The sequence below is a fragment of the Paenibacillus sp. FSL W8-1187 genome (assembly GCF_037965485.1).
Classification (GTDB): domain Bacteria; phylum Bacillota; class Bacilli; order Paenibacillales; family Paenibacillaceae; genus Paenibacillus_O; species Paenibacillus_O pasadenensis.
The window spans coordinates 2,321,770-2,348,388 of sequence record NZ_CP150181.1 but is presented as its reverse complement, the minus strand read 5'-3'; the positions used below and the strand labels follow the sequence as shown (position 1 = coordinate 2,348,388).

Genomic DNA, 26,619 nt, shown 5'->3' with positions numbered 1-26,619 from the left:
TTACTGGGACTACTGGGGCGACTGGTTCTACTGGGGCAACTGGCTTTACTGGCGCGACGGGCGCGACGGGTTCTAGCGGCGCTACTGGATCCTCAGGTGTGACAGGTTCGACCGGGGCAACCGGAGACACGGGCATGACCGGGGCGACTGGCTTTACTGGGGCAACTGGGGCGACCGGAGCCATTGGCCTTACGGGCGCGACTGGTTCTAGCGGAACTACTGGAACCACAGGCGCGACTGGTTCGACAGGTGCGACCGGGGCCACGGGCCTTACCGGGACAACTGGCGCGACCGGCTTTACTGGAGACACGGGTCCAACCGGGGCCACGGGTGCGACTGGCTTCACTGGAGACACGGGCGCGACAGGTTTTAGTGGAGCTACTGGGACGACTGGCGCTACTGGCGACACTGGTGCGACCGGGGCAACGGGCTTAACAGGGACGACTGGCGATACTGGGGCAACGGGCGTAACCGGAGTAACCGGTTTTACAGGCGCGACGGGAGCCACCGGCGCTACGAGTCCAACCGGGGCCACTGGAGCGACGGGCTTTACAGGTGCGACGGGCTTCACAGGAGACACTGGAGCGACCGGGATAACTGGCCTTACGGGGACGACGGGTGCTACTGGCTTTACTGGCGCGACGGGCGCGACGGGTTTTAGCGGAGCTACTGGAAACACGGGTGTGACAGGTTCGACCGGGGCGACTGGAGACACTGGCGTGACCGGGGCCACGGGCGACACTGGCTCGACAGGAGCAACTGGCTTTAACGGGACGACGGGCGATACTGGTGCGACTGGTTCTAGCGGTGCGACCGGGGCTGCTGGCGCAACTGGGGCGACCGGCTTTACAGGCGCAACAGGTCCTACCGGGGCGACAGGTGCAACTGGTATTACAGGTGCAACGGGCTTCACTGGAGACACAGGCGCGACTGGTTCTAGTGGAGCTACTGGCTCCACGGGGGCGACAGGTCCAGCCGGGGCAACTGGCGACACGGGCGTGACCGGGGCGACGGGTTTAACAGGGACGACGGGCGATACTGGTGCGACCGGCTTTACAGGCGATACTGGTGCGACTGGCGAGTCTGGTGCGACTGGCACGACTGGGGCCACGGGCGTAACCGGTTTTACAGGCGCGACGGGAGCGACCGGCGCTACAAGTCCAACCGGGGCCACTGGGACGACGGGCTTTACGGGTGCAAAGGGCTTTACTGGCGATACTGGAGTGACGGGTTCTAGCGGGGCTACTGGCTCCACGGGGGCAACAGGTTCGACCGGGCCTACGGGCGACACGGGCGTAACCGGAGTGACTGGCATCACAGGGACGACTGGTGCAACTGGAGCGACAGGCGCTATTGGCTTTACAGGCGTAACGGGCTCCACTGGCGATACTGGAGCGACCGGGTCTAGCGGAGCTACTGGCTCCACGGGGGCGACGGGCCCGCCCGGGGCCACTGGCTTAACAGGGACGACGGGCTTTACAGGGACGACGGGCTCTACTGGGGCGACCGGCTTTACAGGTGCAACTGGTATTACAGGCGCGACGGGCTTCACTGGAGACACGGGCGCGACAGGGACGACTGGCTCTACTGGGGCAACGGGCTTAACCGGTTTTACAGGCGCGACGGGAGCCACCGGCACTACGAGTCCAACCGGGGCCACTGGAGCGACGGGCTTTACAGGTGCGACGGGCTCCACTGGAGACACTGGAGCGACCGGGATAACTGGCCTTACGGGGACGACGGGTGCTACTGGCTTTACGGGCGCGACTGGTGCGACGGGTTCTAGTGGAGCTACTGGAACCACGGGGGCGACCGGAACGACCGGGCCAACTGGAGACACGGGCGTGACCGGGGACACGGGCTTTACGGGGGCGACCGGAGCCGCGGGCGACACTGGCTCGACAGGAGCAACTGGCCTTACTGGGACGACTGGCGCGACTGGTTCGACTGGTTCTAGCGGTGCGACCGGGGCTGCTGGCGCAACTGGGGCGACCGGCTTCACCGGCGCGACGGGTTCTAGTGGAGCTACTGGGGCGACTGGTTCGACCGGGCCCACTGGCGACACTGGCGTGACCGGGGTGACTGGTTTTACAGGGACGACTGGTGCAACTGGGGCGACCGGCGCTATTGGGGCGACTGGTTCGAGCGGAGTTACTGGCGACATCGGAGCGACAGGTTCGACCGGGGCAACTGGCATGACCGGAGTTACTGGCGACACTGGAGCGACAGGTTCGACCGGGGCAACTGGCATGACCGGAGTTACTGGCGACACTGGAGCGACAGGTTCGACCGGAGCGACTGGAAACACTGGCGCAACCGGAGTCACCGGCCTTACGGGGACGACGGGTGCAACTGGCGTGACTGGCTTTACGGGTGCGACAGGCGCAACTGGTTCGAGCGGAGTCACCGGGGCAACTGGCTTTACGGGCTTCACTGGCGAGACTGGCACTACGGGTTCCAGCGGCGCTACTGGGACCACGGGTGCGACTGGTTCAACCGGGGCAACTGGCGCGACCGGAGTGACTGGATTTACGGGGACCACTGGTACAACTGGGGCGACCGGCGCAACCGGTTCGAGCGGAGTCACCGGGGCGACTGGCTCTACGGGCGTAACGGGCTTCACTGGCGAGACTGGCGCTACGGGTTCTAGCGGAGTTACTGGGACAACTGGGGCGACTGGTTTAAACGGCGCGACTGGTGACACGGGCGTGACCGGAGTAACCGGCCTTACAGGAACGACTGGTGCAACCGGAGCGACTGGCTCTACGGGCGTAACGGGCTTCACTGGTGAGACTGGCGCTACGGGTTCCAGCGGTGCTACTGGGATCACGGGGGCGACTGGTTTAAACGGCGCGACTGGAGACACTGGCGCAACCGGAGTAACTGGCCTTACAGGAACGACTGGTGTAACAGGTGCGACCGGCTTTACAGGTGCAACGGGCTTCACTGGAGACACTGGCGTGACCGGGGCCACGGGCTTTACGGGCGCGACGGGTTCTAGCGGCGCTACTGGAACCACAGGTGCGATTGGTTCGACCGGGGCTACTGGCGACACGGGGACGACTGGTGTAACCGGAGCGACTGGCTCTACGGGCGACACGGGCGCGACGGGTTCTAGCGGTGCTACTGGCACCACGGGGGCGACTGGAATGACCGGGCCTACTGGCGACACGGGCGTGACCGGGCCTACTGGCGAGACTGGCGTGACGGGCGTGACCGGGACGACTGGCTTTACGGGGACGACTGGTGCTACTGGTGCTACTGGGGCGACGGGCTTAACGGGGACTACTGGGGCGACCGGAGCGACTGGTGCTACTGGGGCGACGGGCTTCACTGGCGCGACAGGTTCTAGCGGCGCTACTGGCACCACAGGTACGACAGGTCCTGCCGGGGCAACTGGCGACACTGGCGCGACTGGAGTAACTGGCCTTACAGGTACGACTGGCGCTACTGGCGCGACAGGCCCTACCGGGGCCACTGGTGCAACTGGAATTACAGGTACGACTGGAATCACGGGTGATACTGGCGCTACGGGTTCTAACGGGGCGACTGGAATCACGGGTGTGACAGGTGCGACCGGAGCGACTGGCTTTACGGGGACGACTGGTTCAACCGGGGCGATTGGAGACACGGGCGCAACCGGAGTAACTGGCCTTACAGGTACGACTGGTGCAACTGGTTCGACTGGGGCCACAGGCTTTACTGGCGCGACGGGCGCGACGGGTTTTAGCGGCGCTACTGGAGCCTCAGGTGTGACAGGTTCAACCGGCGCAACCGGAGACACGGGCATGACCGGAGCGACTGGCTTTACGGGAGCGACGGGTTCTAGCGGAGCTACTGGCATCACGGGTGTGACAGGTTCGACCGGGGCAACTGGAGACACGGGCGTAACCGGGGTAACTGGCCTTACCGGGACAACTGGTGCAACTGGCGCGACCGGAGCGACTGGCTCTACGGGCGCGACGGGTTCTAGCGGCGCTACTGGCACCACGGGTGCGACCGGAACGACCGGGCCTACTGGCGAGACTGGCGTGACTGGCGTGACCGGGACGACTGGCGCTACTGGTGCGACGGGCTTTACGGGCACGACGGGGACGACCGGGGTAACTGGCCTTACTGGGACGACTGGTGTGACCGGCTTTACAGGAGCCACTGGTGCTACTGGTTCTAGCGGGGTGACCGGCGCTACTGGCGAAACAGGCGCAACCGGCTCTACAGGGGCGACGGGCGCGACCGGTCCGACCGGGGCGACTGGAGCAACCGGAGTCTCTGGCACAACTGGTGTGACCGGCGCTACTGGCTCTACGGGAACAACTGGCACTACTGGTGTGACGGGGGCGACGGGATTCACAGGCGCAACAGGCGCGACGGGACCAACAGGAGTTACAGGCGTTACTGGCGAGATTGGCGCAACGGGCCTTACTGGTGTGACGGGCTTCACAGGCGCAACGGGGACGACCGGAGCGACCGGTCCGACCGGAACGACCGGAGCAACTGGAGTTTCTGGCGCTACTGGTGTGACCGGCGCTACTGGTACAACTGGTGTGACGGGGACAACGGGTTCTAGCGGGGCGACCGGCTTTACGGGCGCCACAGGAACGACAGGCCCGACTGGTGCGACCGGAGCCACCGGCATATCTGGAGAGACCGGATCTACAGGCGTGACGGGGACGACCGGCGCTACTGGCGCGACCGGAACGACCGGGGTTTCTGGAATAACTGGAGCTGCAGGCGCTACTGGTACGACCGGCTTTACGGGCACGACGGGGACGACCGGCGCCACTGGGGCAACCGGGGTTACTGGAGCCTCTGGCACCACCGGAATTACGGGCGCGACCGGATTTACAGGCGCGACGGGGACGACCGGGACCACCGGCGCAACGGGTCCCAGCGGAGCTACTGGGGTTACTGGGGTTACTGGGGTTACTGGGGTTACTGGAGCTACTGGGGTTACTGGGGTTACTGGCACGACGGGCGTGACCGGGGCAACAGGCCCAATAGGCGCTACGGGGACGACCGGCACGACGGGCGTTACAGGTGCGACCGGATTCACTGGAGCCACAAGCGCCACCGGCGCGACTGGACCTACCGGTCCAACAGGTCCGACCGGAGCAACGGGCTTTACTGGCTTCACCGGAGCGAGCGGAATCAATGGCGTGACGGGCGTGACCGGGTTCACAGGCCCGACGGGCGCGACCGGGTTCACAGGCCCGACGGGCGCGACCGGATTCACGGGCGCGACTGGACCTAACTTCCTCTCGAACGGCTTCTCCGCCACGCGAACGCCGACCACGTCGTCGAGCAGCACGCAGCTGACGGGCTGGAGCACCGCGTCGCCGTTCTACCCCGGCACCGGATTCGACCCGACGGGCGGCAACTATACGGTGCCCGTGACCGGACGCTACTCCATCGAGGCGACGATCAGCTACTCGACGACCGCGTCGCTCAGCGTCTCTCTCGGCTCCAGCGTGACGCCGGCTTTCGTCATTCAGCGCACGTCGCCGGTCTCGACGGTTCTTGTCACGGGATTGTTCCCGGTTCTCGACGTCAACATCGCCCTCCTGCTGACGCTGCGGGCGATCCTCGGCTCCGCGACGATCACGATGGTCGGCGAATACCAGCTCAATGCCGGCGACGTCATCGGCATCTACTATGTCGCCAACGGCCTCTCGGTCAACCTCAACCTCGGCGGTGCCGCCGCAAACGTTTCCACCTGGGCGATCCATCAGATGGCTTGATTTCGGATGAGGACCGCCGCCGATGCGCAAAAACGAAGACCCGAGACCATGCAGAGCCGGCTCTGCATGGTCTCGGGTCTTTGCGTTTTTCAATAAAATCAGATCCGTCCGCCCGCATGCGGCACGACGCTGATCAGCTCCAGCAGCTCTCGATCCGAGAGCGCCTCGGCTCCCTCCTCCGCGCCTGCGGGCCGGACGAGCTCCTCCATCATCCGCAGCTTGCGGCTCTGCAGCTCATGCATCTTCTGCTCGATCGTGCCTCGCGCCGCAAGGCGGATGACCTGCACGACCCGCTGCTGCCCGATCCGATGCGCGCGGTCCATCGCCTGCTGCTCGACCGCAGGATTCCACCACAGGTCGTACAGGATGACCGTATCCGCGCCGGTCAGGTTCAGTCCGGTGCCGCCCGCCTTCAGCGACAGCAGGAAGACGTCGCGCTCGCCTTCGTTGAAGCGGCGGCACAGCTCCACCCGCTCCCGGCTCGGCGTCGAGCCGTCGAGCTGGAAGCAGTCCAGCCCTTCCTTTTCCAGACGACGCCGGATGAGCGCGAGCATGGACGTGAACTGCGAGAAGATGAGTGGCCGCCGGCCCGCCTCAAGCGCGTCGCGGACGAGCGAGGCGAGCTGCTCGAGCTTGGCGGAGCCGCCTTCGTAGCCTTCGACGAACAGCGCAGGGTGGTCGCAGATCTGCCGCAGCCGCGTGATGCCGGCGAGGATGCGGATCCGGTTCTGCTCCAGCTCGTCCTTGTCGATATGCCGCAGCGTTTCCTGCTGCAGCTGCACCAGGTAGGCGGCGTACAGCTTCTTCTGCTCCGGCAGCAGCTCGGCGCTGTGCAGCGTCTCGATCTTGTCCGGCAGCTCACGGATGACGTCCCGCTTGAGCCGGCGCAGCAGGAACGGCCGAGTCCTCGCCGCCAGCTCCTCGCGCGGCATCTCCTCGAATTGACGCTTGGAGCCGAGCAGCCTTGGAAAGACCGCGTGGAAAATCGACCACAGGTCCGCGGCGTGATTTTCCACCGGCGTGCCCGTCATGGCGAAGCGGTACTCCGCCGTCAGCGCCGACACGGCGCGGGCCGTCTGCGTCGATTCGTTCTTGATCGTCTGCGCCTCGTCGAGCAGCAGCGCCGCGAACGGCTGCGCCCCGTAGCTCTCGGCGTCCAGCCGCAGCAGCGGATACGACGCGATCACCACGTCCGCCTCGCCGGTGCCGGCCGCCGCGAGCTTGCGGAGCCGCTCCTTCTTGCCCCCGTCGGCCACGACCGCCCTCAGCTCGGGAGCGAAGCGCTCCAGCTCGGCCGCCCAGTTGTAGACGAGCGAGGACGGGCAGACGACAAGCGCCGGCCGGCCCGTCCGCCGGATCTCCTCCCGGATCGACAGGACGAACGCGATCGCCTGCACCGTCTTGCCGAGTCCCATCTCATCCGCCAGAATGCCGCCGAAGCGGTAGCGCGCCAGCGCCTTCAGCCAGCGGTAGCCGGCCTTCTGGTAGTCTCGCAGCACGCCATTCAAGCCTTCCGGGATTAAATCCGCGCTGCGCTCCGGATGGCGCAGCTCCTGCAGCAGCCGCTCCGCCTCCGCGCTCGTCGCCATGAGCGGGCTGCCGGCCAGCTCCTCCAGCAGCGAGACGCCGGCAGCGGCCGGAGCCCGGTACCCGTAGGCGGTCCGCTCGGCGTACGCAAAGCCGGTCTCGTTGATATAGCGGACCAGCTGCTGATACGCCTCCGACCGGAGCGGCAGCAGCGCGCCGCTGCGCAGCCGGTGGTACGGCCGCTTCTCCTCGAGCGACTGCAGCACGGCGCGGATCTCCGACTCGGGAATTCCATTCATCTCGAAGCGGAACTCCAGCCAGTCGGTACGCTCGTCCGGCTGCGCCCGGATGTGCGGCGGCGGATCGGGATGCAGCCGCGTCTTGACCGCCGTCGTGGCATACACCTGGACCAAGCGCTCGAGCCGGGGCAGAATCTCGTACAAAAAGGCGAACTCCTCTTCCTCGCTCGACAGGCTGCAGCCTTGCTCGGTCAGCGTCATGCGGCCTTCCTTCATCAGGTCCAGGATGTCGGCTTCCTTTTCCCGGTCGCGCACGAGGATGCGGCCATGGGCGGGCTCGTCCCCTTCGCGCAGCGGCTCGATCGCGATTTCGCCGTAGCGGAATTCCAGATCCGCGACGAGCCGGTCCTTCACCCGGTCGAGATACAGCCTCGCCTTGAGCGGCGGACGATCGAGCCGCTGCGCCATCTGCGGGCTCACGCTCACCTCCGCCATCCGTCCGAGGCCGGGCAGCACATGCCGCGCCAGCTCCTCCAGCTGCGGCCGGGAGAGCGAGAGCCGTCCTTCCGGCAGCGGCCGAAACAGCTCCTGCAGCGCCGTCAGCCTGCCGCAGCCCTCGTGCCCGAGCGCGATGAGCCGGCCATGCCCCAGCGCGGCGCCGTACGCGGGCAGAGCCAGCAGCGCATCGAGGCCGCTGGACGTCAGCACGCCTCCGCCATCGCTCGCCGTCTCCAGCCCGAAGCGCAGCCCCGTCGACTCGCTCCGGTCGAGCCGGAACGGGGCGGGCCGGTCGCCGCCGTGCAGCCGGGCTTCGGAGCAGGCCTCCGCGAGCCGGACGATCTCGTCCCAGTCGCCGGGCGGGATGTCGAGCCGGTCCTCCCGCTCTCCCGGCTGGCCGGAGCCGTCCGCCCGCAGCAGCGCTTCGGTCGAGGCGATCCGCGCCAGCCCGCGCAGCAGCGCCGCCGAAGCCGTCTCGAACCGATGCCTATCCGGATCGTACGCCTCCGCTGAGGTGATCGTCGCCTTGCGGCTCCCCATGATTCGGCGCAGGAAGCTGCGCAGCCGATAGATCGGCTTCCACCCGTCCGCCAGCCTCACCGACAGGCCGACGCACAGCAGCGGCTCGCCTCTTCTCGCGCGCGGCTCGAAGTCGAACCGCAGCTCCAGACGCTCGCGGGCATCGAACAGCGCCGGCCGCGACAAGCCGCTGCCGGGACGCGGCTGCCGCTGGAACGCCTGCTTCAGGCCGTCCAGCGCGCGCTCGGTCGCCGTCCGCTCCCCGCCGCCGGGGCCGGGCCCCGCTGCCGCCGACGACGACGGCTTGGCCGGCGCACCTGCGCCTTCGCCGCGGCGCAGCGCATAGAGCACGGCCGCGACATGCTTGCATGACTGGCCGTAGGAGCCGATGTCCAGGCAAAAGCTGCAGGACGCTTCGGGGAGGCTCCCTGGCTTCACTCGCAGCTCCACATGCGCGACAGGCTTGCCGAACACCTCCGCCCGGATCACGTCCGAGCCGGCATTGCCGCTGCGGATGGCGACGAGCCCGCGCTCGGCGAGCTGCCTGCCCTTGCGGCTGGACAGCTTGCCGCAGCTGCGCTCGATTTCCGCCTCGTTCCATGCGGGCTTGTTCATGGCTCCCCCTCCTATCTCTTGCCGCTCCCTGCGGCAAGTCCACCTCCGATCGTATCATAGTCGGCCGTCCGACAGGTAGCTTACGTCGTCTCCTCTTCGGCGAACGCCTTGGCCAGCTTCCCCGAATCCGCCTCGTAATCGGCGACGACGAGCACGTCGAGACGGCGCGCCTCCCGCAGCACGCTGCGGACGAGACGGTTGGCGCAAAACGGCCTCCAGCTGCGCCCGGCGGGCTGGCCGACGATGATCTGCGTCGCCTTCTTCTCCGTGGCCCAGCCGAGCAGCGCGGCGGCAGCCGGCTGCCGCTGCTCCCGGCGCAGCAGCCGGAAGCTGCCGCCGAGCCGCTCCGCCAGCTGCCGCAGCTGCTCCAGCCGGCCCTCGAGCTCCGGCGCGAGCGGTCCGCGGCCATGCACATAGACGACATGCCAGGCCGCCTTCAGCCGGTAGGCGATCCGAAAGCCGCGGCGGATGAGCCGCTCGGCGCTCGGACTGGCCGTGACGGCGACGAAGATGACCTCCTCCCTCCGCCACGGACCGCGCAGCGACCCGCGGCGGTCCCATGACTCCAGCCGCTCGTCGACATCGTCGGCCAGCTCCCGCAGCGCGAGCTCGCGCAGCGCGATCAGATTGCCGAGCTTGAAAAACTGCCCGAGCGCCGCCTCGACCTTCTCCGGAGCGTAGATTTTGCCCGCCTTCATCCGCGCCTGCAGCGACTTCGGCGAGACGTCGACGAGCTGCACCTCGTCGGCGAGGCGCAGGATCCGGTCCGGCACCGTCTCGCGCACGACGACGCCGGCGATCTGCTCGACCGCGTCGCCTAGGCTCTCCAGATGCTGCACGTTCATCGTCGAGATGACCGAGATGCCGGCGTCGAGCAGCCGGATCACGTCCTCCCAGCGCTTGCGGCGCTCGCTGCCGGGGATGTTCGTATGGGCCAGCTCGTCGACGAGCGCGACCTCCGGCCGCCGCTGCAGGATGGCGTCGACGTCCATCTCCTCCAGCAGCGTCCCCCGGTACTGCGCCTGGCGGCGAGGCACGATCTCGAGCGCACCGACCTGCGCCTGCGTATCCTCCCGGCCATGCGTCTCGAGCAGGCCGATGACGACGTCGACGCCTTTCTGCAGCAGCTCGCCTCCCTCCCGCAGCATCGCGTACGTCTTGCCGACGCCCGGAGCCGCCCCGATGTACAGCTTGAAGCTGCCCCGCCGCAGCTGCCCGATCTCCGCCTTGAGCTCCTGATCCGTCAGCCGCCGGTAGCGGCTGCGCGGCTCGCGCTCCGGGCTGCGGGCGGGCAGGATGCGCTCTCCGGTCCAATCGGAGCGGTCGGCGACGAACAGCAGGTCGATGTTGCGCGTCATCGTCAGCAGGCGGTTCGCGATCGAGCCTCGGCGCCATTCCTGCCACGGCGTCTGGCGCGAGTGGCCGAGCACGATCCGGGTCGCCTTGCGCTGCAGCGCGAAATGGAGCAGCTGCCGCGGCAGGCGGCGGCGCGAGCGGAACGTACGCTCCTCGAACGAAGCGCCGACCTTGCGGGCGAGCAGGCGGATGGAGCGGCGGAACGCCTCCTCCTCCACGCGCAACGCCCGTCCTGACGGGACGAAGGCGACGACGTCCATCTCGCCGCCGAGCCGCTTGGCGACCTGCTGGCCGCGCCGCACGAGGATCGATCCGTTCCAGTGGTACTGGACGGCGACGAGCACGCGCTCGGCGATGCCGGACGGACCGGCGAGCCCGAGCTCCTCGCGATGCTTTTCGAGCGTGCCGTTCACGCCCTCCGCCATCGTGCGCAGCGCAAGCTCGCGCAGCCGCCCGAGCGTCCCGCGCTCCAGCCAGCGCGGCGGCAGCGATGGATTCGCCCCTTCGGCCGCGCGTTCCAGCAGCGTATCCGGCGTGACGTCGATCAGCCTCATCTCGTCGGCCAGCTCCAGCGCCCGAGCCGGCACGAGATGGTCGATGCGCAGCCCGATCCAGCTGCGCGCAAGCGCGGCCGCTCCTTCGAGCTCGTAAATGTTGACGGTCGTGACGACGCTGATGCCGCGGGCCAGCAGCAGCTCGATATCCTCCAGCCGGGATTCCCGAGGCGCGTCCGGCCGATTGCGATGAGCCAGATCGTCCACGAGGACGACCTCGGGATTGCGCTCCAGCAGCAGCTCGACATCGAGATCGACGGCTTCGCCGCGGCTCCAGGCGACGCCCGCAACCGTCTCCAGCGGCGGCTGCGCGGCCGGAGCGGAAGCCGCCTCGCCGCTCTCCTCCACCGGCGGCGACACGACGGCGTCGACGCCCTGGCGGAGCAGCTCTTCTCCTTCGCGCAGCATATGGTACGTCTTGCCGGAGCCCGCGACCGCTCCGACCAGGATGTTCAGCCTCCCGCGCTTCAGCTTGAGGATGGAGGCCAGAATTTCTTCCGGCGACTTTCGTTTGAACGGCTCCATGAGCGCTTCCCTCCATGAACGGGCAAAGCCCCGCTCTCCAGAACGGAGAAGCGGGGATTCGCGCCTTACTTGGACGCCGCTTCGCGCAGCGCCAGATTGAGCTCCAGCACGTTCACCGTCGGCTCGCCGAACAGCCCGAGCCGGCGAGGCGCCGTATGCCGCTCCACCAGCTGCTCGAGCTCGGCCTGCGGGATGCCGGTCGCCGCGCTGACGCGCGGAATTTGCACGCGCGCGCCTTGCGGGCTGATGTCCGGATCGAGGCCCGAGCCGGAGTTCGTGACGAGGTCAAGCGGCACCTCGCTCAGCGGCACGTCCGGATTGGCGGCCTGCCAGTCGAGCGCCGACTGCCGCGCCCGCTCCAGCAGGTCCGGATTCGACGGAGCGTAGTTCGGCGTGCCCGAGCCGTCCGCGGCGTAGCCGATGCTCGACAGCCGCCCGTGGAACCAGCGCGGCTCCGTGAACGTCTGGCCGATGAGCTCCGAGCCGACGATGCGGCCGTCCTCCTCGATCAGACTGCCGCTGGCCCGATGGGGCATCAGCGTCTGGGCGATGCCGGTCGCCGCCAGATTGTAGACGACGCCGCAAAGCAGCATGAGGACGAGGCTGATGCGGAGACTGCTGGCGAATAGCTGCATGGTCGGTTCATCCTTTCGAGGTTCGATTGTTCCGTCGTTCGCCCGCATCCGCCTACACCATCCACATGACGGCAAGGTCGATCAGCTTGATGCCCGCGAACGGCACGATGACGCCGCCGAGGCCGTAGACGAGCAGATTGCGCCTCAGCAGCGCGGCGGAACCCTGCGGCTTGTAGGCGACGCCCTTCATCGCGAGCGGGATGAGCAGCGGGATGACGATCGCGTTGAAGATGAGCGCGGACAGGATCGCCGACATCGGCGAATCGAGCCGCATGATGTTGAGGACGTCCATCTGCGGGATCGCCGCCATGAACATCGCCGGGATGATCGCGAAATACTTGGCGACGTCGTTCGCGATGCTGAACGTGGTCAGCGCGCCGCGCGTCATGAGCAGCTGCTTGCCGATCGCTACGACCTCGATGATCTTGGACGGATCGGAGTCGAGGTCGACCATGTTCGCCGCCTCCTTGGCCGCCGTCGTGCCGCTGTTCATGGCGATGCCGACATCCGCCTGCGCCAGCGCCGGCGCGTCGTTCGTGCCGTCCCCGGTCATGGCGACGAGCTTGCCCTGAGCCTGCTCGCGCTTGATGACCGCGATCTTGTCCTCCGGACGGCTCTCGGCGATGAAGTCGTCGACGCCGGCTTCCCGGGCGATCGTCTGCGCGGTCAGCGGATTGTCGCCGGTGCACATGATCGTGCGGATGCCCATCTGGCGCATCTGCTCGAAGCGCTCCTTCATGCCCGGCTTGACCGTATCCTTCAGGTAAATGAGGCCGACGATCTTCTCGTCCACGGCGACCGCGAGCGGCGTGCCGCCCGCCGAGGCGATACGGTCGCTTTTCGCGTCCAGATCGCTCGGAACGTCGCCGCCCTTCTGCCTGGCCCACGTCTTGACCGCGTCGACCGAGCCCTTGCGCACGCATCGTCCATCTGCGAGATCGAGGCCGCTCATCCGCGTCTCGGCGCGGAACTCGATCCACTCCCCGCCCTCGGCCAGCGCCGGGTCCGCCGACAGCCCCATCTTGCGGGCCAGCTCGACGACCGAGCGGCCTTCCGGCGTCTCGTCCTTGACGGAGCCGGCGAGCGCCCACTCGGCGACGGCCGTCTCGCTCCAGCCGCCGACGGAGACGAACTCGCTCGCCATCCGGTTGCCGTACGTGATCGTGCCCGTCTTGTCGAGGATGATCGTGTTGATGTCGCCGGCCGCCTCGACCGCCTTGCCCGACATCGCGATGACGTTGAACTGCGTCACGCGGTCCATGCCGGCGATGCCGATCGCCGACAGCAGGCCGCCGATCGTCGTCGGGATGAGGCAGACGAGCAGGGCGATCAGCACCGGCACCTCCAGCTTCACCCCGAGGAAGCCCCCGAGGAACGGCAGGCTCGCCACGACCATCAGGAAAATAAGCGTCAAGCTCGTCAGCACCGTGCTGAGCGCGATCTCGTTCGGCGTCTTCTGCCGCTTCGCTCCCTCGACGAGAGCGATCATGCGGTCGAGGAACGACTCGCCCGGATCGCTCGTCATGCGGACGCGGATCGAGTCGCTGAGCACCTTGGTCCCTCCGGTGACGGAGGAGAAGTCGCCTCCCGCCTCCTTGATGACCGGAGCGGACTCGCCGGTGATCGCGGACTCGTCGACGGACGCGAGTCCCTCGATGACCTCGCCGTCGCCGGGAATCCACTGGCCGGCCTCGACGCGCACGACATCGCCCTTGCGCAGCTCGCTCGCCGGCACCTCCTTGAGGCCCGCCGAGCCGCTCTCGCGGAAGGCGACGACGTCGCGCTTGGAGCGCTTGAGCGAGTCGGCCTGCGCCTTGCCGCGGCCTTCCGCCAGCGCCTCCGCGAAGTTCGCGAACAGCAGCGTCACCAGCAGGATCGCGGCGACGACGACGTTGAACCAGGCCGGCGTGCCGCCCCCGAACGCATCCGGGACGACGGCGAGCAGCAGCGTGACGGCGAAGCCGATCTCGACGACGAACATGACCGGGTTGCGGACCATCACCCGCGGATCCAGCTTCAGGACCGATTCCTTCAGAGCCTGGCGGACGATCGGTCCGCCAAGCGTCGATCTATTTTGGCTCATGGCTAGCTCTCCTCTTTTCTGTCCGTTCGGCTATGGCTTCAGCGTCAGCTGCTCGGCGATCGGCCCCAGCACGAGGCTCGGGAAGTACGTCAGCGCGCCGACGATGAGCACGGTGCCGAGAAAGACGGCGCCGAACGTAGCCGAATCGGTGCGGAACGTGCCGATCGTCTCCGGCACGGCCTTTTTGGCGGCGAGCGAGCCCGCGACCGCAAGCAGCGTGATGATGGAGACGTACCGCCCCAGGTACATGACGATGCCGGTGCTGAGGTTCCAGAACGGCGTATTGTCGCCTAGTCCCTCGAAGCCGGAGCCGTTGTTGGCCGCGGACGACGTGAACTCGTAGAGCGCCTGGGTAAGGCCATGGTAGCCCGGGTTCGAGATCGTATCGGGATAAGCATAAAGAGCGGCGGCCGTCGGCAGCAGGATGAGCGCCGGCTGCACGAGCAGCGTCAGCGCGATCAGCTTCATTTCGCGACCCTCCAGCTTCTTGCCGAGAAACTCCGGCGTCCGGCCGACCATCAGGCCGGAGAGAAACACCGCCATCAGCGCGTACAGCAGCACGTTCATGAGGCCGACGCCGGAGCCGCCGAACACGGTGTTCAGCATCATGTTCATGAGCGGCACCATGCCGCCGAGCGGCGTGAACGAGTCGTGCATCGAGTTGACGGCGCCGGTTTCGGAGGCGGTCGTCACGACTGAATAGAGCGCGGATTGCGGCACGCCGAAGCGGGTTTCCTTTCCTTCCATGCTTCCTTGGCCGGAATCATAGCCGAGCGCCGCGATCGCGGGGTTCGCCTCCTGCTCGGCCGTCAGCGAGACGCCCAGCATGACGACGAACAGCAGCGCCATGGAGACGAACAGCACCCGCCCCTGCTTCGGATTGCCGACGAGCTTGCCGTACGCGAACGGCAGCGCCGTCGGCACGAGCAGCATGAGCAGCATCTGCAATAGGTTGCTGATCGCGTCGGGGTTTTCGAACGGATGCGCGGAGTTGACGCCCATATGGCCGCCACCGTTGTTGCCGAGCTCCTTGATGGCGAGCAGCGAGGCGACCGGACCGCGCGCGATCGTCTGCTCCCCGCCCTCCAGCGTCTGCGCAGCGGCAGACGGCTCCAGCGTCTGCGGCACGCCGAGCGCGACGAAGACGAGCGCCAGCACAAAAGCGATCGGCAGCAACACCCGCGTGATCGAGCGCACGAGATCGACGAAGAAATGGCCCATCGGCTTGCCGGCCAGCCCTCTCATGAACGCCATCGCCGCGCACAGCCCCGTCGCCGGCGAGACGAACATCATGAACACGATCGCGATCATTTGGGACAGATAGGATAAGCCGCTTTCGCCGCTGTAATGCTGCAGGTTCGTATTGGTCATGAAGCTGATCGTCGTGTTGAACGCGAGCCGCGGCTCCATGTTCGCGATCCCGCTCGGATTGAGCGGGAGATAGGCTTGCGTGCGGAAGACGGCGTAGACGAGCAGCAGCATGACGCCGTTGCTGACGATCAGCGCCGCGGCGTAGGCTTTCCAGCTCTGGCTTCCGGGGCGGATGCCCCCGAGGCGGTAGATCAGCCGCTCCGCCGGGCCGAAGACGCGGTCGAGGCCGGTCGGCTCCAGGCTGTAGGCCCGATAGAGATACAGCCCCGCCGGCTTGGCCAGCAGCAGCACGAGCAGCAGCGTGATTGCGATGGATAGTCCTGCCATCATGGGAGGTGGCTCCTTCTTGGGTCAGAATTGGTCGGGGTGAAGTAAGACGTAGACGAGGTAGAGGAACACGGCCGCGACGACAACCCACAGGAGCGCGATCATCGTTCCTCGCGTCCTTCCTGCGCCTGCTTGCCGCACCAGGCGAGCAGGCCGAGCATCGCGGCGGTCAATCCGATCAGCAAGGCGAGCATGCCGATATCCATCATGTGAATGGCTCCTTTTCCTTGTCTTGGCGGGCTTCGTCCTGAATGAGGTAAAAGACGTCCTGCCCGTTTGTATGAATGACATAATCCGCTCCGAGCGACTTGTAGACGCCGCCCGAGCCGCGGCCTTGCGTGACGACGAAGATGCTGCGGCCGGTCCAGCCGCGGAAAATCTGCACATAGCGGCAGCAGAGAGCGAGGCTGCTCTCGAACAGGTAGACGTTGCCGCATCGGCATTCAGGCGCCGGATTGCGGTCCTTTTCGGCCGTATCGATTTGCATGATTCGACCTAAGCCGAGGCGCTCCAGCCGCTGCCTTTCGCGGCGGCTGTTGACGACTGCGGCGCAAGGAATCCGCATGCGCTTCAGCTGCATCAGGAAGCGTTCGCCGGCCGCTGTGGCCGGCGAGACGAGTATCGTTTCGGGATCGAGATCCATGGTGGTTCTCCTTCGGGTGGCGAGGGCGGCGGACGGCTGCGGACCGGGATCCGCTTTGGAAAAAAGCGCGCAAAAAACCACAGAGGCAGCGGCCCCTGTGGTCTTGGTCAGATCACAAGCGTCATCATCCTCTCTCCCGATCGGAGCACGGCGCGCTATGGCGCGCGCCGCCTCCTGCGCTTACGAGGTTAGCTGTCGGATTCGGACGGTGAGAGTCGCCCTACCCGAGGGAGACGGATTCCATGGATCCGCTCCCCCAGGATTCACCCCTGGAGCCGCGGCGGCCGACTCTCACATCGGCGGCCGCAGGCTCCGCTTGGTTCCCCCGTTTTCCATTTCGGAAACTCAGCGTTGTCAAAAGCTGGTCTGGCTAGCTGAGACGAATCTTACACCCGGACTTTTCGGAAAGTAAAGCCGGGCCAGCGGCGAAAATCCGGCCGCGATCGCGCTTGTCGAGCAAGAAAGGCCGATCGATCTCCATTTCTCTCTCTGAATCTCGCTCATTCTCTCGAATTCATCTCGACGCATGCCAAAAACCCGCCTCCATCGCCGATTTCATTCTCGGCAAACGAAGGCGATGGTCGCGCTTACATGAAGCGGGACGGCTGAATTCCGCCTGCGCCGCCTTTTACAGACCGCCCTCTCGTCGCGTAGGATGAGCAGCAAAAAAAAGCGAAGGAGCAATTGCCATGCCCAAATCGGAACACATCCTCGTCTGCCTGTCGTACGGCCCGCACGGAGAGCGCCTCATCCGCCGCGGCGCCGAGCTTGCCGCGGCGGCGGGCAGCCGCTTGGTCGTCCTGAGCGTGGTGTCGGACGTCGAGGCGGCGCCCGGCTCGGCGCAGGAGGAATGGCAGCGCGTCTGGCGCGAGGCCGCGGCCGAAGCAGGCGCGGAATTCCGGGCGGTGCCGTCCGCAGGCCGCAAGGCCGTCGACGTGATCGCGCATACGGCGATGATCGAGCGCATGACGCAGATCGTCGTCGGCCAGCCCGTGCCGACGCGCTGGGAGGAGCGGTTCCACGGCTCCTTCGTCGACGCGCTGCTGCGCCGGATCGGCCAGACCGATCTGCATGTCGTCGCCGTGCAGCGGCTGGACGAGGAGCTGGAGCGGACCCATGAGCGCGGCGTCCGCGTCGCGGTCGCCGCGCGGGACGGCGGCTACGTCATCCAGAGGACCTTGGACAAGAATGGATGCTCCGGCGTCTTTTTCCGCAGCCGCGATACCGAGTTCGAGCATGGCCTGCTGAAGCTCAAGGACGGCAGCAGCCGCAGCCGCGCCTTCAAGGTGCGTCACGGCGCCGTCGTCGATCCCGAATTCCCGGCCTTCTGGCGGAGCAGAAGCTAGGGCGTGTTTGCATAACCCGAAGCGGGATTGCAAACACGCCCTAAGGAGACGTTTTTACGCGATTTTTATTTGGCAGACCGGGTCGCCGGGCGTAAGATCAGCTTAACGAATCCATCCAGCCCGTGAACTCCAGCTCGTCGTACCGGTAGAACTGATCCAGAATCCGCTCGCGATCGTCGAGGAACAGCCCGCCCGCGACCTCCGACACGAGCTTCGGTATCGCATGGCGCATGCCCGACAGCGCGGAGGCGGATAGGCCGCAACTGATCATCGCGGAGTAGTTGAACGTGTGAAGGCCGTGCAGCCGCGACGCGCCCTCCTCGTCCCGGCTCGTGAAGGCGAAGCCCGGCGTCAAATACGGATGGGCGTCGAGCACCGGGCTGGCGATGTCCGCCGGCGCCTCGTACCGGTCGCCCCAGCGGGCGATATGGCGCTCGACCAGCCGCAGCTCGGGACGCAGCGCCGGGTCGGTCAGCAGCCCGGTGCTGACGACGAGGAAGTCGAACGACTCCTCGCCCTGCGGCGTCGTCACGACGGCCCGCTCTCCTTCCGTCCGCACCGCGAGCCAGGGCGCTCCGACATGGAGCCGGAAGCCCGGCCAGGCGGCCGCCCGCTGGAACGTGTCGTTCGTCGGCGGCTGGTTGTGCTTGAAGAAATGCGCCATGACGGCGTACTTGTCCTCGTCGGACAGCCGCGGGAAATGCTCGATCATGCCCGAGTGCTCCATTTGCCGGATCGGATTGATGCGCGGCAGCTCCGGCCGGCGGACGAATACATGCGCCTCCGCGACGCCCGCGGCCAAGGCGAAGCTGGCGTTGTCGAACGCCGACGCGCCTCCGCCGAGCACGGAGATCCGCTTGCCGCGCAGCGCCTCGAAGTCAATCGCCTCGGACGTATGCGCGTACAGCTCGCGCGGCACATGGCGCGACACGAGCGGCGGCACATGCCACTCCCCGCCGCCCTGGATGCCGGTCGCGAGGATGACCTTGCGGGCGAGCAGCTGCGGAGCCGGCGCGCCGGGGCCTTCGAGATGGAGCCGGTAAAGGCCCTTCTCCAGCGGCTCGACGAGCGTCAGCCGCGTCTCGTTGACGACAGGCAGGTTCAGCACCCGGCGGTACCAGCGCAAGTAGCTCATCCAGTCCCCGCGCGGAATTTTGTCGATCGCCTCCCAGCCCTCCGCGCCTGCCTGCGCCTCCCACCAGGCGCGGAACGTGAGCGACGGAACGCCGAGATCGATGGACGGCAGATGCTTGGGCGTACGGAGCGTGTTCATGCGCGCGTACGTTTCCCACGGCCCTTCCTTGCCCTCCGGATTCTCATCGAGGACGATGACGTTCGAGACGCGTTCCTTCATTAAAGCAAATGCGGCTCCGAGTCCGCTCTGGCCGCCGCCGATGATGGCGACGTCATGCACATGGCCTTCGTCATGGCTCCTCGGCTGGACCCAGCCCGCCCCTCCGAAGGCGATATAAGACAGGTCCCGCTGGACCTGGGCGTTCAGTTGCTCTAGGCTCATCCCGCATCGTTCCTTTCTGCTGTTCCGCTTGCCGGCCCGGCGGCTGGAGGTCAGACTATCTGCCGCATCCGATTCGTCTTTTTGGCGACTAGACCGTTTCAACCCTTTATCGCGGCTCTCAATGTCTCCTTCATGTTATATTTTATCACATAATGCGTAAAGAGTTGCGGAAAGAACTTGTAACTCGCCGCCTTCGATTTGTGCCCGTTGACAAGAGCGGGACGATCCTGCTGATGGCTCATATCGCTTTGCGCAGCAAAAAGAGCCGCGCAAAGAGGGCGGCTCGGGGCTTGCCATCGTTCCTGATTCCAGCCTCTTATCGACGGTCATAACGGGCTCAGCTGCTCAACTTCTTCGTTTCGACTCCGTCTCACAATGGCGTTAGGGCGTGTTGATGACGACGCACCGCGCTCCCTAAAGGCAAAAATGGCGTTAAGACGCGCTGATGACGATGCGCCGCGCTCCCTAAAGGCAAAAATGGCGTTAAGACGCGCTGATGACGATGCACCGCGCTTCCTAAAGGCAAAAATGGCGTTAAGACGCGCTGATGACGATGCACGCTCGCACACTACCAGCTTGAATCCATTCCGTGTCTTTCTTTCAAAAAAAGCCTTGCCAAGGTCGCTTTCATCGACCTCGGCAAGGCTTTAGCTGTCTAACGCTTCTAAAGGAAGCTCGCTTTAACCGCCTCCACCGATCAAGAATGGACGATGTTCTGGTTAGGATCCTGCTTGCCCGATCAAGGCAGGAGCAGCTTCCAAACCGCGTGGAGAACGGCCGCCGCTTCGGCGCGGGTCAGCGCGCCGGCCGGATTCAGACGGCCGGCCTCGTCGCCGCGGACAAGTCCGGCCGCGACGAGCTTCTCCGCGTCCGCGCGGGCATAGTCCGCGACCTGGCCGGCGTCCTTGAAGCCGGCCAGTCCGCTGCCGCTGCCGCTGTCGAGCGGCCATCCAGCCGCCTGCAGCGCGCGCACGGTCAGCGCCATCATTTCCTGGCGGCTGAGCGGCGCTTGCGGCCGGAACGTGCCGCCGCCTTGGCCGCCGGCGATGCCGAGCTCCTTGGCGGCGCGCAGCTCGGCGGCGTACGGCGCGTTCGCCGGAACGTCGGCGAACGGAGCTTGCGTGCCGGCTGCCGCTCCGCCCTTGAGCTCGAGCAGGCGCAGCAGCAGCGATACATAATCCGCGCGGCGGATCGGCGCCGACGGCGAGTAAGCGCCGGCTCCGGTGCCCTGGATCAGTCCGCGCGCGGCGAGCGTCTCGACCGCTTCCTTCGCCCATGCGGCGGAGGATAGATCGGAGAAGGACGCCGGCACAACCGTCATCGCATACAGGCCGGACGCGGAGAGCGGGAAGCGGATCTCCGCCGCGGCGGCGTCATACGCCGAGCGGATGACCGGCACGAGCGCGCCCGTGCCGCTGCGGAACCGGATCGACGCCGCAGGGGCGGATGCGATCGCCGGTCCGTCCTTCGGCACGGCCAGCGTCGCGGAGGCTCCCGTCGCGGAGCTCGGTGCGAGCTCCTTTCCATCCGCTTCGAGGCTCCACTGCAGCGCCGGCAGGCCCGAGGAGCTGACGCTCCACGGCAATCCGGACGCGGATGCCTTGGCGAGCCGCAGCGTCACGACGCGGTCAGGCGCCAGCCCGGCGCCCTGCAGCAGCTGTCCCGGCAGCGAGACGGCCGCGAAGCCGGCGTCCAGCTGCAGCGTCAGCGCAGCTTGTCCGGCCAGCCAGCCGGCCGGCAGACGGACTTCGAAGGCGTCGGCCTTGGACAGCGCGGCGAGATCGACGGCGATCTGGCGGCTGCCCGCCTCGCCGACGGCGGCCGCTTCAAGCAGGCGCCGCAGGTACGCTTCCGTCAGCTCGACGGTCGCGCCTGCCGTGCCGCTCGTGACGACTGGCCCCGGCGTCGGCGATGGAGAAGGCGTGCTCGCAGCCGGAGGCTGCTGGCCACCAGGCGTCGATGTCGGCGTCGGCGTGGACGTCGGCGTGGACGTCGGCTGCGGCGACTCCGACTCGCCAGGCTCGCCCGGCTGGACGGCCTCGGCCAGCTGCAGCATGCCGAGTCCGCTCGTATCCTGGTAGGACTGGCCGGAGCCGTCCGCCCAGTTTTTGACGGAGTAGCGGACGCCGCTGCCCGTCTCGTCGTTGTTCACCTGCAGGTCGAAGCCGATGTACATGCCTGCTGCCGGCTGGATCGCATCCAGCGCGATCTTCGCCTCGACCGCATACCCGCCGTCGACGATGCGGACCGCCGAAGCGTAGTTGTCTTGGCTGGCATGGCCGCCCGTCGTGCGCACGTTCTTGAAGTTGATGCGGTACTGGCCGTCATCTCCCTCATAGACCGGCGTCTTGCCGTTGTTCTGGTCGACGAAGATCTCGATCGAGTCCTGCTCCCAGGCGTTGGCGCTCGCATCGCTCAGCAGCGGGTCCTTCACGACCGCGTATACATACAGATTGTCCTCGTCCCACAGCGTGCGGAAAGCTGCCGTCGCCCCTTTGTCGGCCGGACCTTCGACCGCCACCTGGGTCAGCAGCTCGTCGGCCTGCTGCCAGATGCCGTCCGCCTCGCCGTCGATGACCGGCGTTCCGTAGCGGGCTTTCGCTTCCTTTGATGCCGCGGCCAGCGTCAGCTCGCCGTAGCCGAGATCGTCGCGCTCCTGCGCGCTGCGGGGATCGCTCCAGGAGACGATCGCGCCGTTGCTGCCCTGCTCGGAGCCGTCGTTCACTCCGGTATCCGTCACCCGCAGGTCGAACTTCAGCTTCGCGCCGATCTGAAGCGGATCGGGCAGCTCGAACGAAGCCAGAACCGCGTAGCCTCCCGCTTTTTCCGCTGCGCCCTCAGCGCCGCGAGCGACCGTACGGACCAGCGTCCGATCGCCGTCCTTCAGGAACAGCTCGACCTGATCGCCGGCGCCGACGGAGGCGTCGCGCACGTCCGCAAGGACATGCAGCCTGCCGCCGTCCCACAGCGTCTTGAACGAGGCTTGCAGCGTTCCGATCTCTTCCGTCTTCAGAGCCGGCACCTTCTGCCAGGCCTGATCTCCGCCGCCTCCGCTTCCCAGCGCTCCTTGGCGGGAAACGGCGCTTTTGCCTACGACCGGCAAGCGGCTCGGATCGACCATGCCCCAGAAGGCGGGCTTCGCCTTGTAATTCTTGTCGAAGGCGAACGGCGCGTCCTGACGGCCCGTGCCGCTCGGACGGTCATGCAGCCACGTATGGTCGTCGGCGATGCCCCAGAACGTCACGTTGCTGATGTATCCGCCAGGAACGCCATTGCGCTCGCCCTCGTCATCCACTTTCTTGAGGGCGTCGAACAGCTCCTTGTACCGGTAGCCCTGCTTGTCGAGCAGCGCCTGAGGCACCGTCTGGTAGGAGTCCGTGTTGTTCGTATAGACGGATACGTCCAGCTCGGTCAGCTGGTTGTCGAAGCCGGCCGCACCGAACTTGCGGATCGACTCCGTGATCTCGGCGACCGACGGACCGGCGATGTTGATGTGCGTCTGATGCCCGACACCGTCGATCGGCACTCCTTCGGCGCGCAGCTTGACGACGAGATCATAGAGGAAATCGCGCTTCTTCGCATTCTGCGTGCCGTAGTCGTTGATGTAGAGCTTGGCGTCCGGCGCATGCTCGCGCGCCGTCTCGAACGCCGTGCGGATGAAGTCGAGGCCGGTGATGCGGTACCACTGGGAATCCCGCATGCCGTCCGGACGTCCCTCGTCGATCACCTCGTTGACGACGTCCCAGTCGGTCGCGACATCCTTGTAGCGCTCGACGGCGGCAGCGATGTAGTTGCGCAGCCGGTCCAGCACGAGCTCTTTGTTTTCCGGCGTCGGAGCCAGGAACTGGCCGCTCTCGTCCTGCAGCATCCAGTCCGAGCCCTGGCTGTGCCAGAGCAGCGTGTGGAAGCGCAGGTTCATGTCGCGTCCCGCCTGCTTCTCCGCGCGCACGTAGTTCGCCAGCACGTCGGCCCCCGACCAGTCGAACTGGTCGAAGCCCTGGCTGAGGTACGCGGGCTTCATCGCGTTTTCCGCGACGAGCGAGTTGTAATGAAGATCCAGCAGCTCCTTGTGCACGCCTACAAGCTGAGTGTTCGTCACCGCCGCGCCGATGCGGAAGTACGGAGCGTACGCCTCCTTCAGGCTCGGCAGATCCTTCTCGATCGAGCTCGGCGCCGGAGGCGCGATCGACACGTCGTCCACATAAAACGCATCGTCCACGCTCGACGTCTCGACGTAAAGCTTGAGCGTCTCCAGCTCGCCGGAATAGCTGAACGTTCCCTTCAGCTGCACCCAGTCCGTGCCGGACACGCTCGCCGAGGCGAGCGTCGTATACTTCGCGTCGCTGCCGGGCGCCTTGTTCTCCATCGACAGCCGCACCGTGCTCGGCTGCGCCGGAGCCGCAGCCAGCTTGACATACGCCGTCACCGCATACGGCACGGACGGCTGAAGCTGTCCGAGCAGATCGCGGTTCGGCCCGTTCCAGCTCTCGGTGCGGCCGGAAGCCTTGATGCTGTACGTTCCGGTGCGGGCCGCCTCGGAGCTGACCGCGACCGTTTCGCTGCCGCGCGGCCCCCAGCCCATCGACGTGCCGTCCTCGAAGCCGAACTCGATCGCCGCCTCGCCGGGCTCCGAAGGCTCCTGCGGGCCGGCCGTCAGATCGACGATCTCGACTTCATCGACATACAGGTCGGCGGACGATGCGGCCGTCTCTACGTAGAGCGTCATGAGCGTCGAGCCCGGCGGACGGGTGTACGAGTCGACGGACAGCGTCGTCCACTCCGCATCGCTCACCGGCTTGTTGCCGACGATCCACGTATAGTTGTTGCTCTGGCCCGTCGTCCGCATCGTGACATGGGCTTGGTCGCTTCCTTGGGCAAGGCGCGTCTTCAGGGAGATCTTGTACGCATGCCCTTCCTGCAGCTGCGAGTTCAGCTCGAGGCTCGGACTGCAGGTTTGCGAGCCGCGATTCGCCAGCTTGAGCGAAGCTTGTCCGCTCGCCGCCTGCTCGTTCGAGACGGACAGCGCGCCTGCTCCGGAGCCGCAGTTGAACACGCTCCAGCCCGCCGTCGTGCCGCCCTCGAAGCCATAGACGGCCCCTGTCGCCGTGCTTGCGCTCGCCGCGAGCGCCTTAGCCTCCGGCTCCGCGGAAGCGCGGGCCGCTTGCGGACCGAGCATCCCGCCTTGCGGAGCGAGCAGCAGCGCCGCCAGCGCCAGCGTCAGCGCCCGGCGGCCGGATTTTTTCCAACTGGAAAACATGATGGACAACCCCTCCTTCATGATGGTCGAGGAACATTTGAACCGCTTACAATTTCCCTCCGCTTCTATGTAAGCCCTTACATTATAACGAGCCGATTCGCGCAAGTTTACCCTGCAAACTATAGCATTTGCTTCGAAATCCATAGAACTTGACGGGGAAGGCATGAAAAAAGACGCCGAACCGAGCGGTTCAGGCGTCGATGGATGGGGCCTGCTTCAAGCCGCGCGTCCGCCGCAGCAGCGCGAGTCCCGCCCAGCCGGCCGCGAGCAGTAGGCCGAGGACTAGAGCGGTCGCCCAGCCGGCGCTCAGCCAGCCGGCCGCGAGGAAGCGCAGCCAGACGTACAGCCCGCCGAGCGCGAGCAGCAGCGTCGGCACCGTCAGCACGATGCCGGCCTTCATATAATAGCCCCAGGAGATGCGGACTCCTTTGCCCGCCAGCACATGCAGCCAGAGCAGCGTCGCGAGCGAGCCGATCGGAGTCATCTTCGGGCCGAGGTTGCAGCCGATGACGTTGGCGTAGACCATCGCCTCGCGGATCGGTCCGGAGACGCCGGATTGCTGGATCGCCAGCGCGTCGATCATGACGGTCGGCATGTTGTTCATGACCGAGGACAGCAGCGCCGCAGCGATGCCCGTCGCCAGCGTGGCGGCGAGCAGCCCGTGCTCCGCCGCCGCGGCAAGCATCTCTCCGAGCTCTCCGGTCAGTCCGGCGCCGCGCAGCCCGTACACGACGACATACATTCCGATCGAAAAGACGACGACCGACCACGGCGCGCCGCGAACGACCTTGGCGATCGAGACGGCCGGACTGCGGCGGGCCGCGCCGAGCAGCAGCAGCGCCGCCGCCCCGGTCACGAGCGACACCGGCAGCTTCAGCAGGTCGCTCGCGAAGTAGGCGGCAAGCAGCGCGCCCATCACGATCCACGACAGGCGGAACAGCCGCGGGTCCCGGATCGCGTCCGCAGGCGCGCGCACCTCCTCCGCCCGGTAGCGGCCGCGCACGTCCCGGCGGTAGAACGCCCCCAGCACGAGCAGGCTCGCGCCGATGGAGACGAGCGTCGGCACGATCATGCGCGAGGCGTACTCGCCGAACGACAGGCCGAAAAAGTCGGCCGACACGATGTTCACGAGGTTGCTGATGACGAGCGGCAGCGAAGCCGTGTCGGCGATGAAGCCGCTCGCCATGACGAACGCCAGCACGAAGCGCCCGCCGCCGCCGAGCGCCCGCACCATCGCCAGCACGATCGGCGTCATGATGAGCGCCGCCCCGTCGTTGGCGAACATGCCCGAGACGGCCGCCCCGAGCAGGATGACGGCAACGAACAGCAGCGGCCGGCTGCCGCCCGCCAGCCTCGCCATATGCAGCGCGCACCACTCGAAAAACCCGATCTCGTCGAGCACGAGCGAGATCAGGATGATGCCGACGAACGCGAGCGTCGCGTTCCAGACGATGCCCGTCACCGCCGCGACATCGTGCAGCGTGACGACGCCGAGCGCGAGCGCCAGCAGCGCGCCGACCGAGGCGGACCAGCCGATGCCGAGCCCGCGCGGCTGCCAGATGACCAGAATCAAGGTAAGGATGAATATCGCTGCCGCAGCCATATGAAATTGCTCTCCCCCGCCATTCTATTTCTCTTAAACGCACGGACTCTATTATACAAAAAATGTGCATGACCGAGTGGCAGCTTTTGCAAAGCCCGAGTTGCGAGCTGTAACCCGATGAAATCGGGTTGCAGCTGGTTCAGAGCTCGGTTTGCGAGCTGTAACCCGATATATTCGGGTTGCGGCTGTTTCAAAGCCCGGTTTGCGAACTGTAACCCGATAAAATCGGGTTATAGCTGTTTCAAAGCCCGGTTTGCAAGCTGCAAC

General features: G+C 66.4%; 11 protein-coding genes and 1 riboswitch. Of the genes, 2 read left to right on the top strand and 9 right to left on the bottom strand.

Annotated elements, in window-relative coordinates:
* Window positions 1-134 precede the first annotated feature (134 nt).
* A complete protein-coding gene (locus tag NYE40_RS09970) occupies window positions 135-5,738 on the top strand; it encodes a hypothetical protein (RefSeq protein ID WP_339280040.1) in 5,604 nt (1,867 codons plus the stop codon).
* A 98-nt stretch (window positions 5,739-5,836) separates the two neighbouring features.
* On the opposite strand, the gene NYE40_RS09965 is transcribed toward NYE40_RS09970, so the two are convergent.
* The 6 genes from NYE40_RS09965 to NYE40_RS09940 form a co-directional block, all read right to left on the bottom strand.
* Entirely contained in the window at window positions 5,837-9,136 is a 3,300-nt protein-coding gene (locus tag NYE40_RS09965; RefSeq protein WP_339279849.1) for a DEAD/DEAH box helicase, read from the bottom strand.
* 80 nt (window positions 9,137-9,216) lie between these two features.
* The gene (locus NYE40_RS09960) at window positions 9,217-11,571 is read right to left on the bottom strand and encodes a histidine kinase (RefSeq protein WP_028599599.1); all 2,355 of its coding nucleotides are present in this window, start codon (window positions 11,569-11,571) and stop codon (window positions 9,217-9,219) included.
* 65 nt (window positions 11,572-11,636) lie between these two features.
* Entirely contained in the window at window positions 11,637-12,206 is a 570-nt protein-coding gene (kdpC, locus tag NYE40_RS09955) for a potassium-transporting ATPase subunit KdpC (protein ID WP_028599598.1), read from the bottom strand.
* Window positions 12,207-12,258: 52 nt separating this feature from the next.
* Window positions 12,259-14,289, bottom strand: a complete 2,031-nt coding sequence (gene kdpB, locus NYE40_RS09950; RefSeq protein WP_028599597.1) for a potassium-transporting ATPase subunit KdpB — start codon at window positions 14,287-14,289, stop codon at window positions 12,259-12,261.
* A gap of 30 nt (window positions 14,290-14,319) precedes the next feature.
* Complete coding sequence (kdpA, locus tag NYE40_RS09945; protein WP_028599596.1) at window positions 14,320-15,987, bottom strand: potassium-transporting ATPase subunit KdpA; 1,668 nt, start codon at window positions 15,985-15,987, stop codon at window positions 14,320-14,322.
* 205 nt (window positions 15,988-16,192) lie between these two features.
* Complete coding sequence (locus tag NYE40_RS09940) at window positions 16,193-16,630, bottom strand: hypothetical protein (RefSeq protein WP_194843342.1); 438 nt, start codon at window positions 16,628-16,630, stop codon at window positions 16,193-16,195.
* A gap of 162 nt (window positions 16,631-16,792) precedes the next feature.
* A riboswitch (cyclic di-AMP (ydaO/yuaA leader) is annotated at window positions 16,793-16,991 on the bottom strand.
* A gap of 328 nt (window positions 16,992-17,319) precedes the next feature.
* On the opposite strand from NYE40_RS09940, the gene NYE40_RS09935 reads away from it, so the two are divergent.
* The gene (locus NYE40_RS09935) at window positions 17,320-17,976 is read left to right on the top strand and encodes a universal stress protein (protein ID WP_043111533.1); all 657 of its coding nucleotides are present in this window, start codon (window positions 17,320-17,322) and stop codon (window positions 17,974-17,976) included.
* 97 nt (window positions 17,977-18,073) lie between these two features.
* Here the strand turns inward: NYE40_RS09935 and NYE40_RS09930 are convergent, their stop codons facing one another.
* From NYE40_RS09930 to NYE40_RS09920, 3 genes are all read right to left on the bottom strand, one after another.
* Window positions 18,074-19,492: an NAD(P)/FAD-dependent oxidoreductase gene (locus tag NYE40_RS09930; protein ID WP_339279848.1), complete on the bottom strand. Its 1,419-nt coding sequence runs from the start codon at window positions 19,490-19,492 to the stop codon at window positions 18,074-18,076.
* A gap of 739 nt (window positions 19,493-20,231) precedes the next feature.
* Window positions 20,232-24,749: an endo-1,4-beta-xylanase gene (locus tag NYE40_RS09925; protein WP_339279847.1), complete on the bottom strand. Its 4,518-nt coding sequence runs from the start codon at window positions 24,747-24,749 to the stop codon at window positions 20,232-20,234.
* 190 nt (window positions 24,750-24,939) lie between these two features.
* Window positions 24,940-26,352, bottom strand: coding sequence for an arsenic transporter (locus NYE40_RS09920; RefSeq protein ID WP_052333395.1), 1,413 nt, complete (start codon window positions 26,350-26,352; stop codon window positions 24,940-24,942).
* Window positions 26,353-26,619: the final 267 nt, after the last annotated feature.

Bases quoted from the DNA above. Each gene is read 5' to 3' on its own strand.
- kdpC (WP_028599598.1), bottom strand. From the start codon at position 12,206: ATGCAGCTATTCGCCAGCAGTCTCCGCATCAGCCTCGTCCTCATGCTG.
- NYE40_RS09930 (WP_339279848.1), bottom strand. From the start codon at position 19,492: ATGAGCCTAGAGCAACTGAACGCCCAGGTCCAGCGGGACCTGTCTTAT.
- NYE40_RS09970 (WP_339280040.1), top strand. From the start codon at position 135: ATGACCGGGGCGACTGGCTTTACTGGGGCAACTGGGGCGACCGGAGCC.
- NYE40_RS09935 (WP_043111533.1), top strand. From the start codon at position 17,320: ATGCCCAAATCGGAACACATCCTCGTCTGCCTGTCGTACGGCCCGCAC.
- NYE40_RS09940 (WP_194843342.1), bottom strand. From the start codon at position 16,630: ATGGATCTCGATCCCGAAACGATACTCGTCTCGCCGGCCACAGCGGCC.
- NYE40_RS09925 (WP_339279847.1), bottom strand. From the start codon at position 24,749: ATGTTTTCCAGTTGGAAAAAATCCGGCCGCCGGGCGCTGACGCTGGCG.
- kdpA (WP_028599596.1), bottom strand. From the start codon at position 15,987: ATGGCAGGACTATCCATCGCAATCACGCTGCTGCTCGTGCTGCTGCTG.
- NYE40_RS09960 (WP_028599599.1), bottom strand. From the start codon at position 11,571: ATGGAGCCGTTCAAACGAAAGTCGCCGGAAGAAATTCTGGCCTCCATC.
- kdpB (WP_028599597.1), bottom strand. From the start codon at position 14,289: ATGAGCCAAAATAGATCGACGCTTGGCGGACCGATCGTCCGCCAGGCT.
- NYE40_RS09965 (WP_339279849.1), bottom strand. From the start codon at position 9,136: ATGAACAAGCCCGCATGGAACGAGGCGGAAATCGAGCGCAGCTGCGGC.
- NYE40_RS09920 (WP_052333395.1), bottom strand. From the start codon at position 26,352: ATGGCTGCGGCAGCGATATTCATCCTTACCTTGATTCTGGTCATCTGG.